17 protein-coding genes are annotated in these 19,075 nt (G+C 61.4%); 12 read left to right on the top strand and 5 right to left on the bottom strand.

Annotation, left to right across the window (positions count from 1 at the left end; all coding sequences use genetic code 11):
- Positions 1-7: 7 nt before the first annotated feature.
- Genes DCO57_RS20945 through DCO57_RS20955 form a run of 3 tightly spaced genes read right to left on the bottom strand, consistent with a single transcriptional unit; the run spans position 8 to position 4,806 of the window.
- The gene (locus DCO57_RS20945) at positions 8-2,827 is read right to left on the bottom strand and encodes a DUF4159 domain-containing protein (protein ID WP_116700871.1); all 2,820 of its coding nucleotides are present in this window, start codon (positions 2,825-2,827) and stop codon (positions 8-10) included.
- 3 nt (positions 2,828-2,830) lie between these two features.
- Positions 2,831-3,754, bottom strand: a complete 924-nt coding sequence (locus tag DCO57_RS20950; RefSeq protein WP_116700872.1) for a DUF58 domain-containing protein — start codon at positions 3,752-3,754, stop codon at positions 2,831-2,833.
- Positions 3,755-3,786: 32 nt separating this feature from the next.
- Entirely contained in the window at positions 3,787-4,806 is a 1,020-nt protein-coding gene (locus DCO57_RS20955; protein ID WP_116700873.1) for a MoxR family ATPase, read from the bottom strand.
- 419 nt (positions 4,807-5,225) lie between these two features.
- On the opposite strand from DCO57_RS20955, the gene DCO57_RS20960 reads away from it, so the two are divergent.
- From DCO57_RS20960 to DCO57_RS20980, 5 genes are all read left to right on the top strand, one after another.
- Positions 5,226-5,801: a DUF1285 domain-containing protein gene (locus DCO57_RS20960; protein ID WP_244287991.1), complete on the top strand. Its 576-nt coding sequence runs from the start codon at positions 5,226-5,228 to the stop codon at positions 5,799-5,801.
- Between the two features lie 38 nt (positions 5,802-5,839).
- Positions 5,840-6,490, top strand: a complete 651-nt coding sequence (locus tag DCO57_RS20965) for a CoA pyrophosphatase (protein ID WP_116700886.1) — start codon at positions 5,840-5,842, stop codon at positions 6,488-6,490.
- Entirely contained in the window at positions 6,490-6,750 is a 261-nt protein-coding gene (locus DCO57_RS20970) for a DUF6111 family protein (protein ID WP_116700875.1), read from the top strand. The genes DCO57_RS20965 and DCO57_RS20970 overlap by 1 nt, the downstream gene beginning before the upstream one ends.
- Before the next feature lie 4 nt (positions 6,751-6,754).
- Complete coding sequence (locus DCO57_RS20975; RefSeq protein WP_116700876.1) at positions 6,755-7,990, top strand: CCA tRNA nucleotidyltransferase; 1,236 nt, start codon at positions 6,755-6,757, stop codon at positions 7,988-7,990.
- A 98-nt stretch (positions 7,991-8,088) separates the two neighbouring features.
- The gene (locus DCO57_RS20980; protein ID WP_116700877.1) at positions 8,089-9,201 is read left to right on the top strand and encodes an HD domain-containing phosphohydrolase; all 1,113 of its coding nucleotides are present in this window, start codon (positions 8,089-8,091) and stop codon (positions 9,199-9,201) included.
- Positions 9,202-9,228: 27 nt separating this feature from the next.
- Here the strand turns inward: DCO57_RS20980 and hemF are convergent, their stop codons facing one another.
- Complete coding sequence (hemF, locus tag DCO57_RS20985; RefSeq protein WP_116700887.1) at positions 9,229-10,155, bottom strand: oxygen-dependent coproporphyrinogen oxidase; 927 nt, start codon at positions 10,153-10,155, stop codon at positions 9,229-9,231.
- A gap of 64 nt (positions 10,156-10,219) precedes the next feature.
- Positions 10,220-10,684 carry a tRNA (cytidine(34)-2'-O)-methyltransferase gene (locus DCO57_RS20990; RefSeq protein WP_116700878.1) on the bottom strand — a complete coding sequence of 155 codons (465 nt, stop codon included), beginning with the start codon at positions 10,682-10,684 and terminating at the stop codon, positions 10,220-10,222.
- A gap of 164 nt (positions 10,685-10,848) precedes the next feature.
- Here DCO57_RS20990 and DCO57_RS20995 point away from each other — a divergent pair, with 164 nt between their 5' ends.
- From DCO57_RS20995 to DCO57_RS23370, 7 genes are all read left to right on the top strand, one after another.
- Positions 10,849-12,714: an ABC transporter ATP-binding protein gene (locus DCO57_RS20995; protein ID WP_208978074.1), complete on the top strand. Its 1,866-nt coding sequence runs from the start codon at positions 10,849-10,851 to the stop codon at positions 12,712-12,714.
- 78 nt (positions 12,715-12,792) lie between these two features.
- The gene (locus DCO57_RS21000) at positions 12,793-13,194 is read left to right on the top strand and encodes a DUF2177 family protein (protein ID WP_116700879.1); all 402 of its coding nucleotides are present in this window, start codon (positions 12,793-12,795) and stop codon (positions 13,192-13,194) included.
- 318 nt (positions 13,195-13,512) lie between these two features.
- Positions 13,513-14,043: a PAS domain-containing protein gene (locus tag DCO57_RS21005; RefSeq protein WP_116700880.1), complete on the top strand. Its 531-nt coding sequence runs from the start codon at positions 13,513-13,515 to the stop codon at positions 14,041-14,043.
- Between the two features lie 3 nt (positions 14,044-14,046).
- Complete coding sequence (locus DCO57_RS21010) at positions 14,047-15,375, top strand: EAL domain-containing protein (RefSeq protein WP_116700881.1); 1,329 nt, start codon at positions 14,047-14,049, stop codon at positions 15,373-15,375.
- Between the two features lie 377 nt (positions 15,376-15,752).
- Positions 15,753-16,181: a hypothetical protein gene (locus DCO57_RS21015; protein WP_116700882.1), complete on the top strand. Its 429-nt coding sequence runs from the start codon at positions 15,753-15,755 to the stop codon at positions 16,179-16,181.
- 2 nt (positions 16,182-16,183) lie between these two features.
- Positions 16,184-18,022, top strand: coding sequence for an ABC transporter ATP-binding protein (locus DCO57_RS21020; protein ID WP_116700883.1), 1,839 nt, complete (start codon positions 16,184-16,186; stop codon positions 18,020-18,022).
- 175 nt (positions 18,023-18,197) lie between these two features.
- Positions 18,198-19,075: hypothetical protein (locus DCO57_RS23370; RefSeq protein ID WP_133192722.1), on the top strand; the 878-nt coding region annotated here is incomplete at its 3' end.

Genomic DNA, 19,075 nt, shown 5'->3' on the forward strand with positions numbered 1-19,075 from the left:
AGGGTTCCTATTGTCCGAGCCGTTCGAGCAGGGCGGGGATGTGCACCTGGTCGGCCTTGTAGTTTCCGGTCAGGCTGTACATGACGATGTTGACGCCGGAGCGGAAGGCGTAGTCGCGCTGCGAGGGACTGTTCGGCACGGTGGGATACATGAACTCGCCGCTCTGGGAAATCGCCCAGGCCGCGGCAAAGTCATTGCCGGTGATCAGGATGGGAGACACCCCGTCGCCGGCCCGCACCGGCCGGTCACCCCTGGCCGTGACTTCCTCGAGACTTTCCACCCATAGAGGGCTGCCGGCATAGCGGCCGGGAAAGGAATCGAGCAGATAGAAGGCCTTGGTCAGCACATGATCGGGCGGGACCGGCTCCAGCGGCGGAACGTCCAGGTCCTCGAGAATCTCACGCAGTTTCAGGGTTGCCGGCGTGGAGGAGAACCCGTTGGCCGAGGCATTGATATGATCGCGGGTGTCGAAGAGGATCGTGCCGCCATTGCGCATGAAGGTGTCGATGCGCGCGATCGTCTGGTCGTCGGGCTTGTTCGCTGCCGGGTCGATCGGCCAGTAGAGCAGGGAGTAGAAGGACAGCTCGTCACGGGCGATGTCGATGGCGATCGGCGGTCCCGGTTCCAGCGCCGTGCGTTCCCCGAGAAACTGGGTCAGGCCGGCAAGGCCGGCGGCGCTGGCGTCGTCGATCTCGGGATTGCCGGTCAGCACATAGGCGAGGCGGGTCTGCAGGGTCGATTCCAGAGCCTGCAATTCCGCCGAACCGGACTGTGCGTGGGCCGTATCCGGTGTGACGGCGACAAACGCGGATCCGCCAAGGGCGAGGGCAAGGGCCATGCCGGCCGCCCTGTTGCGCAGGCCGAGGCGGCTCAGACCGCCCGCCAGCAGGAACACGGCAATCGCATCGACGACCATCAGCAGGAAGGCCAGAGAGAAGAACACGGACCTGAGGTCCAGAGGGTCGGAGGCCGGATAGGGTGCACCGGTGACGTCGCCATCGAGGGCGGCAAGGTCCAGGGGCAGAAGTGCATCGTCCTTTTGCATCAGGTTCAGGGCACGGAAGCCGTCTTCCGTGCCGTAGAGGCCGGGTGGCGTTCTGCGGCTGGCTTCCGCCGCACGGAATTCGGCGGCACCAACCGGCGTGACTTCGACCGGCGGAGGCCCGAAACGGCCATAGCCGTCGAGCAGGCGCAGGGGCGGCAGGACGCTCTGGGAGGGCGTGCCGTCTTCCGCGGTTTCCGAAGCGGCGGCGACATTGGCGACGGAGAGGATCCGGCGCAGCATGTTCAGAAAGACACCGGACAGCGGCAGGTTCGACCAGGAGGAATCGGCGGTGACGTGGAAGAGCACCACGCGTCCCGCGCCGAGAGGCGCAGCGGTTACAAGCGGCGTGCCGTCCTCCAGCATCGCCCAGGTGCGGTCGGGCAGATCGGAGGTGGGTTCGGCCAGGACCTGGCGGGTCACGGTGACTTCGGCAGGCACATTCAGTCCGGAGAAGGGCGAGCCTTCAGGGAAGGCCGCCAGATGCTGCGGCTGTTTCCAGGACAGGGAACCTCCCAGCGACCGGTCGCCGGCCCGGAGGCGCACCGGGATCAGATCATCGCTGCCTCCGGCGGTCCTGGGACCGGCGAAGCGCACGAGTGTTCCGCCGTTGCGCACCCATTCGCCCAGGGTCTGTACCGTCGTGTCCGGCAGCCGGCCGACATCGGCCAGAACCAGGACCGAAATGCCCTGGTCGATCAGGGCGGGGACGGCCACGGCGATGTCGCTGTCCCGGGGGCGGCGGATGTCCGAAAAGGGCGCCAGTGCCCGTTCAAGGTAGTAGACCGGCGACAGAAGCGGCTGATCGAGATCGCCGGACTGGCCGGAAATCAGGCCCACGGTGCGGCGGCGCCAACTGTCGTCGACAAGCTGGACGGCCCCGGCGGCTCCTTCTCCCGCGATTTCGACCCGGGCGATGTCATTGCGCAGCTCGCTCGGCAGCTCGAACCGGGCAGTGGTTTCGCTCTGACCGGCATCAAACGTGGCCTGGACCTCGCCGAGCACGAGGCCCTTGAGGTCGAGGGCCCGCAGGGTGGCTGTGGCGAGCTGCCGGTCCGGATGGCGGACCACGGTGAGGGACAGCGCATCTGCGTCATTTGCCAGGTCTTTCAGGCCCATGGGCGTTTCCAGTCCGGTGAGAACCGTGACGGGAACCTGGCCGATCGTCTGTGCGAGGTCGGCGAGAAAGCTGTCGTCGGTTTGTGTGCTGTCGGACAGCCAGACAACGGCGCCGGGGGGCGTCGTGCGGGCGGCCTCGCGCAGGCCCGCGCTCAGCTCGTCGCGCTGCGGCGGATAGGGGCGGGGTTCGAGCGCACGGAGTTTTTCCAGGGCGCTTGCCGCCGCTTCCGGCAAGAAGTTCTGGGCAGGTCCCTCGGCCGTCGCGGCAAACAGCACCGGCTGGCCCTCCTGTTCGGCGGCGGTGAGGATCTGTTCGGCCGCGCTCACCTGGGCGGTCCAGCCTCTTGCGGATGTCCAGCCGTTGTCGATGAGCACCCAGAGCACGCCCTGGCCGGTTTCGACCGGTTCGGCCGAGCGCCAGATCGGGCCGGCGAGGGCCACGATCAGGATGGCGGCCAGAAGCAGGCGCAGCAGGGTCAGCCACCACGGGCTGCGCTGGGGCGTTTCCTCGTGCTGGTCGATGCCGATCAGCAGGCGCGTGGGCGGAAAGGCGATTTCGCGCGGGCGCGGCGGAGTCATCCGCAACAGCCACCAGATGACCGGCAGCAGGGCGAGTGCACCCAGAATCCAGGGCGCGGTGAACGTCAGGGGCAGACCAGCTAACACGGGTCAGACGCCTCCTCTCTGCATGACATCCAGCGCGCCTGAAAGCGCGCTGTGCAAGACCAGCAAGGGTTCGGATGCCGGCCGGTCCGTATGATGAAGAACATAGGTCCAACCGGCCCTGCGGGCCATGTCCCGTATTTCCGCCCGGTGAGCTTCCAGTCTGTTCTTGTAATCCTCGCGCCAGTTTTCAGCCCGTCCGGCTGTCAGGCGGAGGCCCCGTTCCGGATCCGTGAACTCGACACGGCCGTCAAAGGGGAAGGTTTCCTCGATCGGGTCCAGCACCTGCACCAGATGGCCACGTGCGCCGGTTCCGGCAAGTCTGGCGATCCAGGCGGCGATATCCTCGATGGGATCGAGAAAGTCGGAAATCAGCACCACATCTGCGAAGCGTTTCACCGCGTTGGTGTCCGGCAGGGCGACCGGCCTGGAAAGATGGGTCAGCGCGTCGGCAAGCCGTTCGGCGGCCCGCCGGTCGGAAAAGGGGCGTGTCAGGCCGGGAAGGCCAATGCGCTCGCCGGTTTCCGCCAGCATGTCGGCCAGCGCCAGAATCAGCACGATAGCCCGGTCGCGCTTGCTTACGCCCGCCAGGCGGGACTGGAAGATCATGGACGAGGACAGATCGGCCCACAGCCAGACCGTATGGGCGGCTTCCCATTCCCGCTCGCGGACATAGAGGTTGTCGTCGCGGGCGGAGCGGCGCCAGTCGATGCGCCGTGCCGGCTCGCCCATGTTGAAAGGGCGGAACTGCCAGAAGCTTTCCCCGGGCCCGGCCCGTCGGCGGCCGTGCCAGCCGGAGATGATCGAACTGGAGACATGGCTGGCCTCGACCAGCAGATCCGGCAGCGCATCGGCGACCGTACGGGCTTCGCCGATCACATTCGGCCATGAGCCCTGGTCGATGCCTGCCGTCGTGCTGCTGGGATCCATGCGCTCTGGTTCCTTGGTGATGGGATTCCGGATCAGGCGATCTGCTCCTTGACCCGGCTGATGACGTCGCGAACCGTGTGCCCGTCCGCCCGCGCGGCGAAGGTCAGGGCCATGCGGTGCTGCAGGATCGGTTCGGCGAGTGCGAGGACATCATCGATGGACGGCGCCAGACGACCGTCGACGAGCGCCCGCGCCCGCACGGTGAGCATCAGGGCCTGACTGGCGCGCGGGCCGGGACCCCAGGCGATCAGGCTGGTCACATCCGAAGGGGAGGCTCCGTCTGCGGGCCTGGCCGAGCGTACGAGCTTGAGGATCGCTTCCACGACGGTTTCGCCGACGGGCATGCGGCGTACGAGCTGCTGGTATTCCATCAGTTCCTCGGCCGTCATGGCGGTTCTGGCCTCGGCCTGTTCGGCGCCGGTGGTCTCCAGAAGAATGCGCCGTTCGGCTTCCAGGTCCGGATAGTGAACGTCGATCTGCATGAGGAAGCGGTCAAGCTGGGCTTCGGGCAACGGATAGGTGCCTTCCTGCTCAAGTGGGTTCTGGGTCGCCAGAACATGGAACGGACGCGGCAGGTTATGGGGATTTCCGGCCACGGTGACGTGATATTCCTGCATGGCCTGCAGCAGCGCGGACTGGGTGCGCGGGCTGGCGCGGTTGATTTCGTCGGCCATCAGAAGCTGGGAGAACACGGGACCGGGAATGAAACGGAAGGACCGGCTGCCATCGGCGCTTTGCTCCATGACTTCCGCCCCGAGAATGTCGGAGGGCATCAGGTCCGGGGTGAACTGGATCCGGCGGGCATCCAGCCCGAGCACGGTGCCGAGTGTTTCCACAAGCTTGGTCTTGGCGAGGCCGGGAACGCCGACAAGGAGCCCGTGGCCGCCGGCGAGAATGGTGACGAGGGTCTGCTCGACCACGGTTTCCTGCCCGAAGATGATACGCGCGATGTCCGCCCTGGCTTCGGTGATGCGGTTGACGGCGCGCTCGGCGTTCTCGGCCACGGCGGCGAGATCCTGTTCGGTCGGTGTGGTGGGGGAAACAACGCTCATTAATCACCTTTCCCTGAATTCATCTTCCGGCTCCCTGGAGCCGTGCCGGTCTGCTGCGACTCTAACACTCTGACACCATATGAAAGGGTAGATAAGGCGCAATTGTGCGCCATACAGTGGAAAGGACCAAGAATCTTTCCCTGCTTTGGGGAAAACCCGCGCATTTCAGGGATTGCGAGGGAGGGATGACAATTGCGAGAGTTGCCGAACTGTCAAAAATCGCGGGGCCGGCGCGCAAGCCCGGCATATCATCTGGCCCGGGCCTGCAGCCGTTTTGCGGGAAACCGACTGCGGCTTTCTTGCACGCGGCTCCTTTTCGGCAAGGATACCCGCGCCGGAGATGCTATCCCTGTTGCCCTCGCAACCGGCAGGAGAAGAAGAGATCCATGACGGACCGTTCCACCGATTTCGGCAAGACGATGCCGGAAGGCCTGAAAGCCCTGATGAGCCGGGCGGATGCCGGCGACCGCAGGCTGCCTCCGGTGGAGAAATGGAATCCGCCCTTCTGCGGAGATCTGGATATCCGGATCGCACGGGACGGGACCTGGTTCTATCTCGGCTCGCCCATCGGCCGCGAGCCGCTCGTGAAACTGTTCGCATCGGTGCTGCGCAAGGACGAGGACGGCCGGCACTATCTGGTTACCCCGGTCGAAAAAATCGGCATCACGGTCGAGGATGCTCCGCTGCTCGCCGTCGAGATGGCGGTGGAGGGGAAAGAGCGAAACCAGGCGGTGATGGTGCGGACGAATCTCGGAGATCTGGTGACCGTGGGCCCCGACCATCCGTTGCGGTTTGAAAAAGAAACGGACAGCGGCGGCCTCAAGCCCTATGTTCTTGTCAGAGGCCGGCTCGAAGCGCTGTTCACGCGCGCCTTGATGTACGAGCTTGCCGATCTGCTGGAAGAACGGGAAGAGGGGAATGGTGTGGCATTGGGGCTTTGGAGCGGAGGCGCGTTTTTCACCGTGGCTCCCGATCTGCTCGCCGCACCGCAATGAGTGCCCTTTCCCTGAACGGATACCAGACGGCTGATGTCATGACTGCTTCACCTGTGAACAACTTACCAGCCGGATCCGGCTGGGCGCAGCATCTGCAGGAGCGTCTCGCGGACGCAACCCTGCGGGACCGTGCGCGCGAGACGGGCGATCATGTACTCAATCCGGATCTCGGCCCCTATGCGATTTGGGAGGGGCCGCCCCGGGACGCGGCGGTTCTGATCGGGCTGGTGGAAAGCGAGGAGGGGCCGAACGTGGTTCTGACCCAGCGTTCCGGGCATCTGAGTTCCCATGCCGGGCAGGTCGCCTTTCCCGGCGGCAAGATCGATCCGCAGGACGCGGGGCCCACCGCTGCGGCACTGCGGGAAGCGCAAGAGGAGATCGGACTCGAGCCCGGACATGTGGAACTTCTCGGCAGTCTTGCGCCCTATCTGACTGGTTCGGGCTATCGCGTCGTGCCGGTCGTGGGGGCCATCACGGCGTCCCCCTCCTTCCGTCCCAATCCGGAGGAAGTGGACGACATATTCGAAGTACCGCTCGCATTTCTCATGAACCCGGCCAATCATCAGAAATTGAGCCGGGACTGGAAAGGCCGCCGGCGCTACTTTTACGCCATGCCTTTCGGTGAACGGTATATCTGGGGTGTTACCGCCGGTATCATCCGCTCCTTTTACGAAACGGTATATCGCTGATGCTTCGAATCGTTCTTACGCACCTGTTTCTGTTTCTGCTGCCCTTTTTCTGCTACGCGCTGTGGCTGTGGCTGAGCAAACGGAGCGGCCACCCGGACCGCTGGTCCAAGGGACCGATTGCATGGCTGACGCTTGCCGGACTCGTGCTGGTGATATCCGGCCTCGCCGGAATGGCGATGCTGGAGCGCAGCCCGGAAGGGGCCAACTTCATACCCTCCGCAATGCAGGATGGCGTCTTTGTTCCCGGACGATACGAATAGTTCCATGACATCGGCGGTGGACGACATACTCGCGCAGGCGCAGTGGCTGCGAAACGACGCGGTCCAGGCCGTGTTTTCCGCCATCGAACAGGGGGGCGACGAGGCCCGGATCGTGGGAGGCGCGGTACGCAACACGCTGCTGGGGCATCCGGTGCCGGACGTGGATATCGCCACGACCGCCCTGCCTGGGGACGTGATGGAACGCGCGCGCACTGCCGGACTGAAAGCCATCGGCACGGGTCTCGACCACGGAACGGTCACCGTGGTGAGCAACGGGTTCCCCTATGAAGTCACCACCTTGCGCGAGGACGTTGAAACCTTCGGCAGGCAGGCACGGGTTGTTTTCGGCCGGAACTGGGTCAGGGACGCCGAACGCCGGGATTTTACCATGAACGCGCTGTATGCGGATCGGCACGGGCGTCTCTACGACCCGCTTGGCGGTCTGCAGGACTGTCTTGCCGGCCGCGTCCGCTTCATCGGTGAACCGGACAGGCGCCTGCAGGAAGACTATCTCCGCATTCTGCGCTTCTTCCGGATCTTTGCCGCCTATGGTGAGGGCGAAATGGACGCGGACGGACTGGCGGCCTGCCTGCGGCAGCGCGAAGGCCTGCGGCAATTGTCCGCCGAACGGATCGGCCACGAGATGCGCCGCCTCATGAGCGCGCGCCGGGCAGCGCCTGCGCTGCGCCTGATGAACGACTGCGGTCTCTGGGAAATCGCAACCGGCGGGCTGGCACGCATCGAGGATTTCGAAGCCCTGCGGGGGCTGGATGACCTTGCCCCGGAAACGGCCCATCCGGAACTCGGGCTTGTCGTTCTTGCCGGTTTCGTGCGTGAGGATCTTGAGCGGATCTGCGACCGGTTCCGCCTGTCCAATGCGGAGCGCAAGAGGATGCAAACCGCCTGGGCCGCCATGAAGCGGTTGTCTCCTGCCGCCGCCCTGCCGTCCGCTGCCTCGCTTCTCTACGAATTCGGCCGACAGGGGGCCATTGACGGGCTGCTGGCGGTCTGGGCCGGCCTGCGCGCGCAGAATATCCGCGATGATGACCGGTTCGCTGCCCGGCTGGCCGACTTGCGCTCGCAGGCCGTGCCGGTGTTTCCCCTCAAAGGGGCGGATCTGATCGCGGCAGGGCATCAGCCGGGACCTGAGTTAGGTAATTTTCTCAAGTATTTGGAAGGTGAGTGGCGCGAAAGCGGATTTTCTCTCAGTAAAAATGAGCTTATATCCCGTTCTGTTTAATTGCCTTAGGACTTCGTAAAGAAAAGTTCGTCACCACTTGTATGACAGGAGTGAGGACTTGATGCGGTAGGCGCATCGGCACGAAATCCGGGGGGCAAATGAAAATAGTTCTGATTTCGGACGGACCGCTTTCCGCCGATTCTCCCGCCCGGAAATTGCCGTTTTTCTTCGCCGCACGGCTGGTCAACATGGTCAGCGTGACGCCGGCTACGGTTGCCGATGCCCAAGTCGTGGTCATCGAGTTGCAGGATGCCACCGAGGCCGGTCTGAAGGCCCTCAAGGCTTCCTGGAAACCCCTTTCCGTTGTCCCGGTCATCTGCCTGATCGACAAGAAATCCCGCTGCGAGATCACTCAGGTCGCGGCGCTGGGCGGTTCGGAATTATATGATCGCGGGGCGCCGCTCGTCCTGCTGCTGAAACGGATCAACGATCTTGTCAACGAGCGCCTGTGTGCCGCCCTGCCCGGGGACGTGCCCGTACAGACCCTTGAAGCCTACAAGAAAAGCAATGCTCTCCTGCAAAGCCTCTGTCTGACGGCTGTGGAAGAGGCGCCGATTCAGGTCAAGCTCCTGGAAGAAAGTGCCGACGACCTGCTGAAGGCCCTTTCGCTGGATGGTCTGACGTCCTGGCTCGAGGCGGTGCAAACCCATCACAGCGGCACCTACAGTCACAGCCTGATGGTGGCCGGTGTTGCAGGCATGTTCGCGCAGCATCTTGGCTGGCCGGAAGAGAAATGCCAGGAAGTGATCGCCGGTGGTCTGGTGCATGACATCGGCAAGATGCGCATTCCCCTGTCCATACTCGACAAGCCCGGAAAACTGACCGAGGAAGAGCGCAGGATCATCAACAAGCACCCGGTGTTCGGCGCCGACATTCTCAAGCCGCGACTGGAAATTTCGGTCGCCATCAAGAAGATGGCGATCCAGCATCACGAATTCCTGGACGGTTCCGGTTACCCGAACGGGCTGGACGCAAGCCGGATATCACCGCAGGTCCGCCTCATGACCATCTGCGATATCTTTTCCGCGCTGACCGAGGTACGGGCCTACAAGGAACGGGCTCCGGCCCGCGTCGCGATCGGCATAATGCAGCAGATGGGACCGAAACTGGATCAGGACATGCTGTCCCGTTTCGTGAACATGGTGCTGAAGCCGGATTTCGGCGTGATGAAACGACCGGCCGTGCGGGCCTCCGGTGGTGCTGCCGCCTGACGCAAGTGCCGTCAGCAAGGTCCGCATTCAGGGCCACTTCACCACAGGCGGCATGGACGACAGGATGGAAGCGACATTTCCGCCCGTCTTCAGACCGAAAATCGTGCCCCGATCATAAAGCAGGTTGTATTCCACGTATCTGCCGCGCCGGATGAGCTGTTCCTCGCGCTCGGCCTGCGACCAGCTCTTGTCGAAATTCCGCCGCACCAGTTCCGGATAGACGTTCAGGAAAGCCAGTCCGACGTCCCTGGTGAAGGCGAAATCGTCTTCCCAGCTGCCGCTGTTGAGATAGTCGTAGAAGATGCCGCCGACGCCACGCGGTTCGTTGCGGTGTTTCAGGTAAAAATAGTCGTCGCACCAGGCCTTGTAGGCCGGATAATCCGCGACCCCATGGGCCTCGCAGGCCGCCTGCATGGCTGCGTGGAAGGTTTTCGTGTCCGGATCGTCCTGGGTGCGCCGGGCATCGAGAACCGGTGTCAGGTCGGCGCCGCCGCCGAACCACTGGCGGGTGGTCACGACCATTCTCGTGTTCATGTGGACGGCGGGAACATGCGGGTTGTGCGGATGGGCGATCAGGCTGATGCCGGAGGCCCAGAAACGCGGGTCTTCCTTTGCTCCGGGAATCTGGCCGCGGAATTCCGGCGAGAATTCACCATGAACCGTGGAAATATGCACTCCGGCCTTCTCGAACACACGGCCGTGCAGCATGGACATGACGCCGCCACCACCCTTGGCGCCGGTGCTGTCGGTCCGCTCCCACGGTGTGCGCTCGAACCGGCCGGCCGGCTGGTCGGCAAGAGGCCCGTCGAGGGAGCCTATGTCGTCCTCCAGATCCTCGAAGGCCTTGCAGATCCGGTCCCTCAGGTCGCGGAACCACGCCGGGGCCGACGCTTTCTTGTCCTCGATACCGTCCGGGATCGGACCGCCGCGATTTTCAGGAGAGGCAGCATTCATGTGATCGGCCTTGAAGGTTCTGGTTCGTGAGGGGGGAAACCGGATCATCCCGGCGTTTATGGGTTCACAACCTAGGAAATGAGCCCGTTTGCCGCAAGGCTTCGCCAAGCACCATGCCGGCGGAAACCGCCACGTTGATGGAGCGCATGTCCGCGGCCATGGGTATTGTCAGCCTGGCATCTGCGCCTGCGTGTATGTCCTGCGGGACCCCGCTGCTTTCGCGGCCCATGAGCAGGATGTCGTCCGGGCGGAAGATGAAGTCCGTATAGGCGCTGTCGGAGCCGGTTGTCATCAGGACGAGACGCCGGTCGCCGTTGCGGCGCCAGGCGTCGAATTCGGCAAAACTGATGTGGCGCAGCATTGCCGCCCTTTCCAGATAATCCATTCCGGCGCGTTTGAGAGCGCTGTCGGAGATCGGAAATCCCGCCGGTTCGATCAGATGCACGGTGACGCCGAGGCAGGCGGCAAGTCGCAGGATCGTGCCGGTGTTCTGCGGAATATCCGGTTGATAGAGAGCTATGTCGGGCATGAGGTCACACGCTAGGAAACCGGTATCAGCGCGTGGCATAGCAGCGGCGCCCCGGTTTGTCACCGGCAAGCGGCACGGACGGTCGCCCGGTTCTCCATGTCATCATTTGGTTCTATATCATCGGGATGCGCATTAGGATGCGCGAAAGAATCGCTCCAGCCCTCATGGAGACGCCCGTGTCCCCGATCTTTCGCCTTTTTGAAACCTGGATTGATCCCTTCCGGGGATCTCCCAGCAAGGATATGCCGCACAGCGGCATAGCGTTCCTGCTCTATTTCATCACGCAGGTCCGCTGGCCCTTCATTGCAATGCTTGTGCTGGGCGGGGCTGCGGCCTTTATCGAAGTCGGTATTTTCAACTTCCTCGGCGACATCGTCGACCTGCTGGACAGCGGCAACCGGGAGACCTTTTTCAGCGATCACGCCTGGACCCTCCTGGGAATGGTGCTGGTGATCCTGGTTCTGCGCACGGCGACGCTCACTTTGATGGCGCTGGTGGAAGAGCAGACCATTGTTCCCGGGTTTTTCAACCTGGTCCGCTGGCAATGCCATGACCGGGTCATGAAACAGGGGCTCGGTTTCTTCCAGGACGATCTGGCGGGGCGGCTGGCGCAGAAGGTCATGCAGTCGGGAATGTCCGCCGGGGATTTCATGATCAACCTGCTGCAGGTTGTCTGGTTCATCGTTGTCTACGCGGTGACCACGCTCATCCTGGTGACGGAGCTGGATGTGCGGCTCGGTGCCATTGTTGCGCTGTGGCTGACCGGTTTCGGGGTGGTTGCCTGGATCTTCGTGCCGCGTGTTCGCGGTGCGTCCAAGGGGGTTGCCAATTCCTATTCCGGCGTGACGGGGCGTCTTGTGGATACCTACACAAACATCCAGTCGGTCAAGCTGTTCGGGTCATCGGTGGAAGAGAGCCAGGGGGCCAAGACCGCAGTCGAGGCCTTTATCGGCAAGCTGCAGGCATTCACCCGGCTGCTGACGACTGTGCGGATGATCATGAATATCCTCAACGGTGTGATGATCGTCGCGATCACGGCCATGGCGCTGAAGGCCTGGCAGGACGGGGTCATCAGCAATGGCCATGTCGCCTTCGCGCTCAGTCTGGTGCTGCGGCTGAATATCCTTCTGAACAGGCTGTTCAATCAGCTCAACGGCCTGTTCCGCCATTTCGGCTCTCTTCAGGACAGCATGGAGACGGTGGTCAAGCCGATTACCCTTGCGGACGCGCCCCATGCCCGCGCCCTCAGCGTGCCGGAAGGCGCCGTGAAATTCGAGAATGTCCGGTTCCACTACGGCAAGAAAAGCGGTGTGATCGATCATCTCGACCTGTCTATCCGGCCCGGTGAGCGGGTAGGGATCGTGGGGCCGTCCGGTGCGGGAAAGACGACCCTGGCCAGTCTGCTGCTGCGGTTCTTCGACGTGGAATCCGGACGGATTCTGGTCGATGGGCAGGATATCCGGGAAGTGTCGCAGGAGTCCCTGCGCCGCTCTATCGGCATGGTGACGCAGGATCCGTCGCTGCTGCACCGCTCCATCCGGGACAACATTCTTTACGGCCGGACCTCTGCCAGCGAGGAGGAATTGGTGGAGGCGGCCCGCAAGGCCCACGCCCTGGAGTTCATACAACGTCTTGAGGACAAGAAAGGCCGTACGGGGTTCGATGCCTTTTGCGGCGAGCGCGGGGTCAAGCTGTCCGGCGGCCAGCGCCAGCGGATCGCGATCGCCCGTGTGCTCCTCAAGGATGCCCCGATCCTGGTGCTCGACGAGGCAACCTCCGCGCTGGATTCCGAGATAGAGGCGGCAATCCAGGAAAACCTGCAGGAGCTGATGAGCGGAAAGACAGTAATTGCCATTGCCCACCGTCTGTCGACCATCGCGGCGATGGACCGGCTGATCGTGATGGACGGTGGCAGGATCGTCCAGCAGGGATCTCACGAAAGCCTTCTGGCCGAAGAGTCCGGCCTGTACGCGCAGCTCTGGCAGCGGCAGTCCGGCGGCTTCCTGAAGGAGGATCCCGTTCCCGCCTGAGCAAAGGGCGGTGGCCGTGCGGATTGATCCGCAGGCGCTCCCGGCCCGTAAACCGGCAGCATCCTGCAAGAGGTTTTCATGTCACAGCTCGTCATCGCCTATTTTTTCACGGTTTCGGTCTTCCTGGCCGTTGATTTCATCTGGCTGTCGCAGATCGCCACCCGGTTCTATTTCGACCGGCTGGGACATCTGATGATGGACAGGCCGAACATGGCGGCCGCGGCGGCGTTCTATGTGGTCTTTGTCGTGGGAATTATCATTTTCGCGGTAGCTCCCGCGCTGAAGAGCGGGAGTCTGGGGACCGCCGTCCTTTATGGCGCGCTGTTCGGGTTCTTCACCTATGCGACTTATGATTTCACCAATTTCGCGACCCTGAAAAACTGGCCGATAAGTGTGGTCATCGTCGATATCGCCTGGGGGACAGTGCTGTCGGCCTTTTCCGCCGGGGCCGGCTACACGATGACCCGGCTGGTTTCCTGACGGTCATGCAGGACCCGTTGTCCCGGTTCCGCGCACGGTGGCACACCGGACGTTTCCGCAAAAGAAGATGAGATCTTGCGAACAGATCGGCCGCTGATGGTGTGATTGCGTGGGATGGTGATGCAATCGGATCGGATGGCGCCCGGTTTTCAGTCGCCATACGGGAGTTCCTGCAAATATTTCTGCTTGCCAAGGGTTTCTTGCAAGTATCGATTGACATAAATGACAATATTCACCGATCTTTTTCCTGATTAGTCATTATTTGAGAAATTTTCCGGTAGGATAAATTCAGATGCCGTCCTGAGATGAAGGGGAAGTATGCCAGAATTCTTGGGTGAATTGCCGGTTGCCTTTCTGATCGTCTGCCTGTGCCTGTCGATCGCTATCTTCTCCATCGGCTATTTCCGTGGGGCCAGGAGCAGTCATGCGGCACAGTCTACGAGGCTTTCCGAGTTCGGGAACGATGCGGCCATCCTGAAGCTCGTGGTGGAACATGCCCACGAGGGGCTTGTGATGCAGGACATCTACGGGCGCATCGAATGGACCAATCCGGCCTATTCCCGCATTACCGGATATACCGCCGAAGAAATCCGGGGGCGGCGGCCGCAGGAGTTCATTCTTGCGGGGGAAAGTCAGGTGTCGCCCGAGGAAATCGAGACCTTCAAGTTCGATCTGACGAAATATCACTCCGGCTTCGAGGAGCTGATCCACAACAGGCGCAAGAACGGGGAACTGTTCTGGAACCAGATCACCTTTGCGGTTGTGGAAGGCAAGTCTCCCGAAGAGTCCAAGATCATCGTCATCTGCCGGGACGTGACCAGTCAGGTGGAGCACCTGCAGGAGCTTTAGGCAGTGCGCAACAGGCTCAAGTACCAGGCCGAGCACGATGACCTTACCGGTATCGCCAACCGGGCGAAGCTCTCGTCCTTTCTTCAGGAGGCCGTCTCGGCGGCGAATGCCTCCGGCTGGCAGATCGGCATCATCCATTTCGACCTGGATCATTTCAAGGAAATCAACGACAGCCATGGCCACGGTGTGGGCGATGCGGTTCTGCGGCACGCCGCCCATGTGCTGGAAACCGTACTGGGAGACAAGGGGCTCGCCGCCCGTGCCGGTGGCGACGAGTTCGTTGCGGTCGTTTGTGCACCGTGCAGCCGCGAGCAGATGCAGTCCCTCGCAAACAGGCTTCTCGATGGGCTGAGGGTGCCTTTCAAGGTGGACAGTCAGAGCCTGAGAGTGAGTGTCAGTGTCGGACTTGTGCTTGCGGAGGGGACAAGGTCGAGCGTTTCCGACCTGATCAACTGCGCCGACCTGGCGCTCTACGCGGCCAAGAAATCGGGGCGCAACCAGATTGCCTGGTACACGGAAACTCTCGGCGTGGCGCATCGCCAGAAGCGCCAGACGATGGCGCTGCTGGACCGGGATCTGGAAGCGGGAAAGCTGACCCTGCTTCTGGAGCCGCAATACAGCTTCGAACACAGGCGGGTGATCGGCTACGAGGCTACCGCCTGCTGGCAGACTCCTTCCCGGGAGCTGGTCAATCCGGTCGACATGCTGTCCCCGCAGGAAGATGCCAAACATATCGCCAAAATCGAACGTTTCGCGTTGCGCAGCGGAATCGCGGAGATCAAGCGGCTTCGCGAAAGGTCGGCCCAGTCCCTGTTCCTGTCCGTCAACCTGACTGGTGCCAGTCTGAAGGACGCGGAGTTCAAGAGGAACGTGGAGACGCTGTGCGAAGAGGCCGTGTTCGCGCGGCAGGACATCGTCATCGAACTGGACGAGAAGATCATCCGGCTCGGCGAGGCCGACGGTCTGGCCGATTATCTCGGCAAGATTTCCGACCTCGGCTGCCAGATTTCCCTGGACAGGTTCGGCAGCGGGCATGGCGGTGCCGGTCAGCTCATACATCTGAACGCGGACAGGGTGAAGATCAGTCCGCTGCTGATTGCGGGCCTGGCGGACAGCCCGGGTCAGCAGCATCTTGTGGAAGCGATCATCCGGCTTGCGGCAACGCTCGGGCTGAAGACATCCGCGGCGGGCGTGGACCGGGCAGAGGAAGCCGACATTCTCAGAAGGTCCGGCTGTAGCGTAATCCAGGGAAACGTGATCTCGAAGCCGCTGACGCCTGCAGACGCCGAGCTGCATCTTCGGGACTTCAGGCCGCAGTTCGGACTGCAGTAGGGCGCGGCGAAAGAAGGCTGTGTCCTGACGGCAACAGTTGCCTTGTCATGCAGCACATTGTCGCATTTTCGCTTTTCAGTTCCCGCAATTGCAGTTATCACCCCTTCAGGTCAACTGTTGGTGGTTGGCTTCAGACCCAGCGGCCGCCCGGCTGCGCAACCAGGAGGGCTTACATGATTGATCATCGCATGATCCACCCATCTGCCGCCCTCATGGGTTGTTCGGGGATTGCTGCCCGCTTCCACTAGGAAGTCGCAGCCCATCTTCATTCTCCAGGACCTGGCGGTGCCGGCTTAAGCCGATTCATCCCTGCTGCACGCGTGTCGCACCCGTGTCTGCCGTCACCAGTTTCGCGATCCCGTTTCGGAGTCGATCCGATGTCAATTCAATATGCTCCGCATGTGGCTGCCCTGGCAGCGCGTTCGGATTTCCAGCTGCCGCCCGCGAAAGAGCCTCAACCGGGATTTTTCCGCCGTCTCCGCCGTGCCGCGGTGGCTGTCGGGCTCTTTGCGGGAGCGACCCTTGCAATTGCCGTGGTGTTCTTCATTCCGGTTCTCATTTTCAATCTGGGCCGGGTCGAGAGCCTGGAAATTGCGGCCGAGCTCATCCCGGCGGCGGTGTTCGCCAGGCAGCTCGTCGCCCTGTTTTCGGGGACATTCATCCTCGCCCTGACATTTACATGTCTGGTCGCCGGTTCGCGCCTGTGCGTGCCTGACAGCATTGTTCATCCGGTTCGGCAATCGTCCCGGTCCGACAGATCCCTGCATCTGCTGGCTGTCATGCGGTTGATCGGATCAGAGAGGTAACCATGTTCGACTGGTTCGAAAAACTTGTCGATCCGTTTGAGAAAACGGAACTCGACGTGCCGCCGAATGGCTTCTGGGCCTTCTGCTGGTACTATACCAAACCCGTCTGGCCGATCCTGGCCGGGGTTTCCGTTCTCGGCGCGCTGATTGCGTTTCTGGAAGTGATGATCTTCACGTTTCTGGGCGAACTGGTCACCTGGCTCGGCACGGAAAACGCGGAGACGTTCTTTCAGGACAACTGGCCGCAACTGCTGTGGATGGGGGTGGTGGTGCTTGTGCTGCTGCCGGTTTGTGCCGCCATCTGGGAAATCCTGTTCCATCAGGGCCTGATGGGCACATATCCCATGTCGGTGCGCTGGCGGGTTCACCGCTATCTGCTGAGGCAGAGCATTTCCTTCTATCAGAATGATTTCGCGGGGCGGATCGCCAACAAGCTGATGCAGACGGCGCTCTCGGTCCGGGAGGTCGTTACCCGTATCGCCGACATCCTGGTCTATGTCGCGGTCTATTTCATTGCCGCGCTGTTTGTGGTGGCGGACGCGAGTCTCTACTTTCTGATCCCCTTCGCGGCCTGGTTCCTTTGCTACATGGTGACGATGCGGATCTTCATTCCGCGCCTGAAGAATGTGTCCCGGGCACAGGCGGATTCAAGGTCGCTCATGACAGGGCATGTGGTCGATGCCTACACGAACATCTCGACGGTCAAGCTGTTCTCCCACGCGGAGCGCGAGGAAGAATATGCCAGGACGTCGATGACCGCGTTCCTGAAGACGGTGTTTTCGCAAATGCGGCTGGTCACGGGGATGAACATCACCCTGATGGTCATCAACATGCTGCTGCTGTTCTTTGTGGGAGCGATGTCGATCGGTCTGTGGCAGGCCGGCCGGGTCACCACCGGTGAAATTGCCGTGGCGGTTGCCCTGGTTCTCAGGTTTCAGGGCATGTCGCAATGGATTCTGTGGGAAGTGTCGGGCCTTTTCGAGAATATCGGTACCGTTCAGGACGGCATCAACACCATCGCGCGGGAGCGGGATGTGGTCGACGTTCCGGATGCCGTCGGGCTTGCGGTTCCCGATGGTGAAATCCGCTTCGACGGGATCTGCTTCCATTACGGAAAGCAGGCGGGCGTGATCGAGAACCTGGATCTGACCATCCATCCCGGGGAAAAAATCGGCCTGATCGGCCGCTCCGGTGCAGGCAAGTCCACGCTGGTCAACCTGTTGCTGCGTTTCTACGACCTGGAAAGCGGCCGGATCCTGATCGACGGGCAGGACATCTCCAGGGTTCGTCAGGATGACATTCGGGCGAATGTCGGCGTGGTGACGCAGGACACCTCCTTGCTGCACCGGTCGATTTTCGAGAATGTGGCCTATGGCAAGCCGGATGTGAGCCGGGCCGAAGTGGAAACGGCCCTCAGGAAGGCGCATGCCCAGGATTTCGTCCGCGAGCTGTCGGATCACGATGGTCGCACAGGGCTCGACGCCCATGTGGGCGAGCGGGGCGTCAAGCTCTCCGGCGGGCAGCGTCAGCGGATCGCAATCGCCCGTGTGCTGCTGAAGAACGCGCCGATTCTGGTTCTCGACGAGGCGACCTCCGCGCTCGATTCGGAAGTGGAACTGGCCATCCAGGAAAGCCTGTTCGACCTGATGACGGGCAAGACCGTGATCGCCATCGCGCACCGGCTGTCAACCATCGCGGCGATGGACCGGCTGATCGTCATGGACAAGGGCCGGATCATCGAGGAGGGCACTCATCAGGAATTGCTGGAGAAAAACGGCCTTTATGCCCAGCTCTGGCAACACCAGTCGGGCGGCTTCCTGTCGTCCATCGAGGCGGCCTGATTCAGGGGCAGAAAAACGTGGCTGGAATTAGGCGGTATTTCAGCCGTACTACAATCAAAGGTTTTAAAAAACGCCCCCTGTGTCAGAAAAATCAATCTCAGGTTTATATATTCTCAATTGAAATTTCTGATAATTTTATGTAACGTAGAGGTGCTGATCTTAATGGAGAGCAGTTATGCGTAGTTCAATATTATTTATTATTCCTGTACTGTTTTACATGGTTGTGCCAGATGCCGGCAGGGCGAACTCAATTTGTGAGGAAGCGTTTCAGAACATCAAAGGCGTAAGTGATGTTCCTAAATTGTTTTTCAGACGTATGCGATCAACTGGTCCGGAATGGCTGGAAATCGGCAAACGTGGCCAGATCGTATTGCCTCAGGCCGATAGTCTGATACTCGCTATGATTGCTAACCGCGAGCGTAGTGGTCGGTCCGTGCTTAAGGTGGGCGTTCAGCCCGAAATGATCAGATCGGCGCGAAATGTGGAACTGCGGAAAAATGATTTGCCTGGGACGTGCGAAAACCGGAGACGCGGATTTGTCGGCAGGTTGTTGACCGCTTTGTCTGGTGGGGAAGGTGGCATGTTCGCAAATGGTGCAAGTGTGCGCGTGAAAGAATACCAAGCCTACCATCTGCAAGACAAGGCGAACGACAATGCTGTGCTCTACCGGTTTCACGATTCGGTGGAAAATGCTGATGGAAAATGTGTCGCAACCGATGATGCGGAAAGCGGGAACCGGCGAGAATTTCTCTTTTCCAGCCCTGCAGAACGGCGTGTGAAAGCTCGCAATCTAAGGATAGCTTCGCTACTGAACAGCGTAGGACCCAGTTCGGCTGAAGCAGCGCCGCCCAAGTCAAGAGGTGCTGATCCAAAATCCTACGGTGCGCATAATTTTGACAAATTATATGTACACATGCTTGCAGTTGAGCCAAGACGCTCTGATAAGGATGCAGAGTTCGCATGCAAGTCTGTGAAAGTCCCTTTCCTCGTGAAAGGCGACGATGTTGTCGTGCAATTCAACAGACTGACTTTTCGCAATACTCACAAGAAGCG

The organism is Labrenzia sp. 011 (assembly GCF_003075075.1).
Classification (GTDB): Bacteria; Pseudomonadota; Alphaproteobacteria; order Rhizobiales; family Stappiaceae; genus Roseibium.

Coding starts and splice junctions, on each gene's coding strand:
- DCO57_RS20950 (WP_116700872.1), bottom strand. CDS start 3,754: ATGGATCCCAGCAGCACGACGGCAGGCATCGACCAGGGCTCATGGCCG.
- DCO57_RS20955 (WP_116700873.1), bottom strand. CDS start 4,806: ATGAGCGTTGTTTCCCCCACCACACCGACCGAACAGGATCTCGCCGCC.
- DCO57_RS20960 (WP_244287991.1), top strand. CDS start 5,226: ATGCCGGAAGGCCTGAAAGCCCTGATGAGCCGGGCGGATGCCGGCGAC.
- DCO57_RS20965 (WP_116700886.1), top strand. CDS start 5,840: ATGACTGCTTCACCTGTGAACAACTTACCAGCCGGATCCGGCTGGGCG.
- DCO57_RS20970 (WP_116700875.1), top strand. CDS start 6,490: ATGCTTCGAATCGTTCTTACGCACCTGTTTCTGTTTCTGCTGCCCTTT.
- DCO57_RS20975 (WP_116700876.1), top strand. CDS start 6,755: ATGACATCGGCGGTGGACGACATACTCGCGCAGGCGCAGTGGCTGCGA.
- DCO57_RS20980 (WP_116700877.1), top strand. CDS start 8,089: ATGAAAATAGTTCTGATTTCGGACGGACCGCTTTCCGCCGATTCTCCC.
- hemF (WP_116700887.1), bottom strand. CDS start 10,155: ATGAATGCTGCCTCTCCTGAAAATCGCGGCGGTCCGATCCCGGACGGT.
- DCO57_RS20990 (WP_116700878.1), bottom strand. CDS start 10,684: ATGCCCGACATAGCTCTCTATCAACCGGATATTCCGCAGAACACCGGC.
- DCO57_RS20995 (WP_208978074.1), top strand. CDS start 10,849: ATGGAGACGCCCGTGTCCCCGATCTTTCGCCTTTTTGAAACCTGGATT.
- DCO57_RS21000 (WP_116700879.1), top strand. CDS start 12,793: ATGTCACAGCTCGTCATCGCCTATTTTTTCACGGTTTCGGTCTTCCTG.
- DCO57_RS21005 (WP_116700880.1), top strand. CDS start 13,513: ATGCCAGAATTCTTGGGTGAATTGCCGGTTGCCTTTCTGATCGTCTGC.
- DCO57_RS21015 (WP_116700882.1), top strand. CDS start 15,753: ATGTCAATTCAATATGCTCCGCATGTGGCTGCCCTGGCAGCGCGTTCG.
- DCO57_RS21020 (WP_116700883.1), top strand. CDS start 16,184: ATGTTCGACTGGTTCGAAAAACTTGTCGATCCGTTTGAGAAAACGGAA.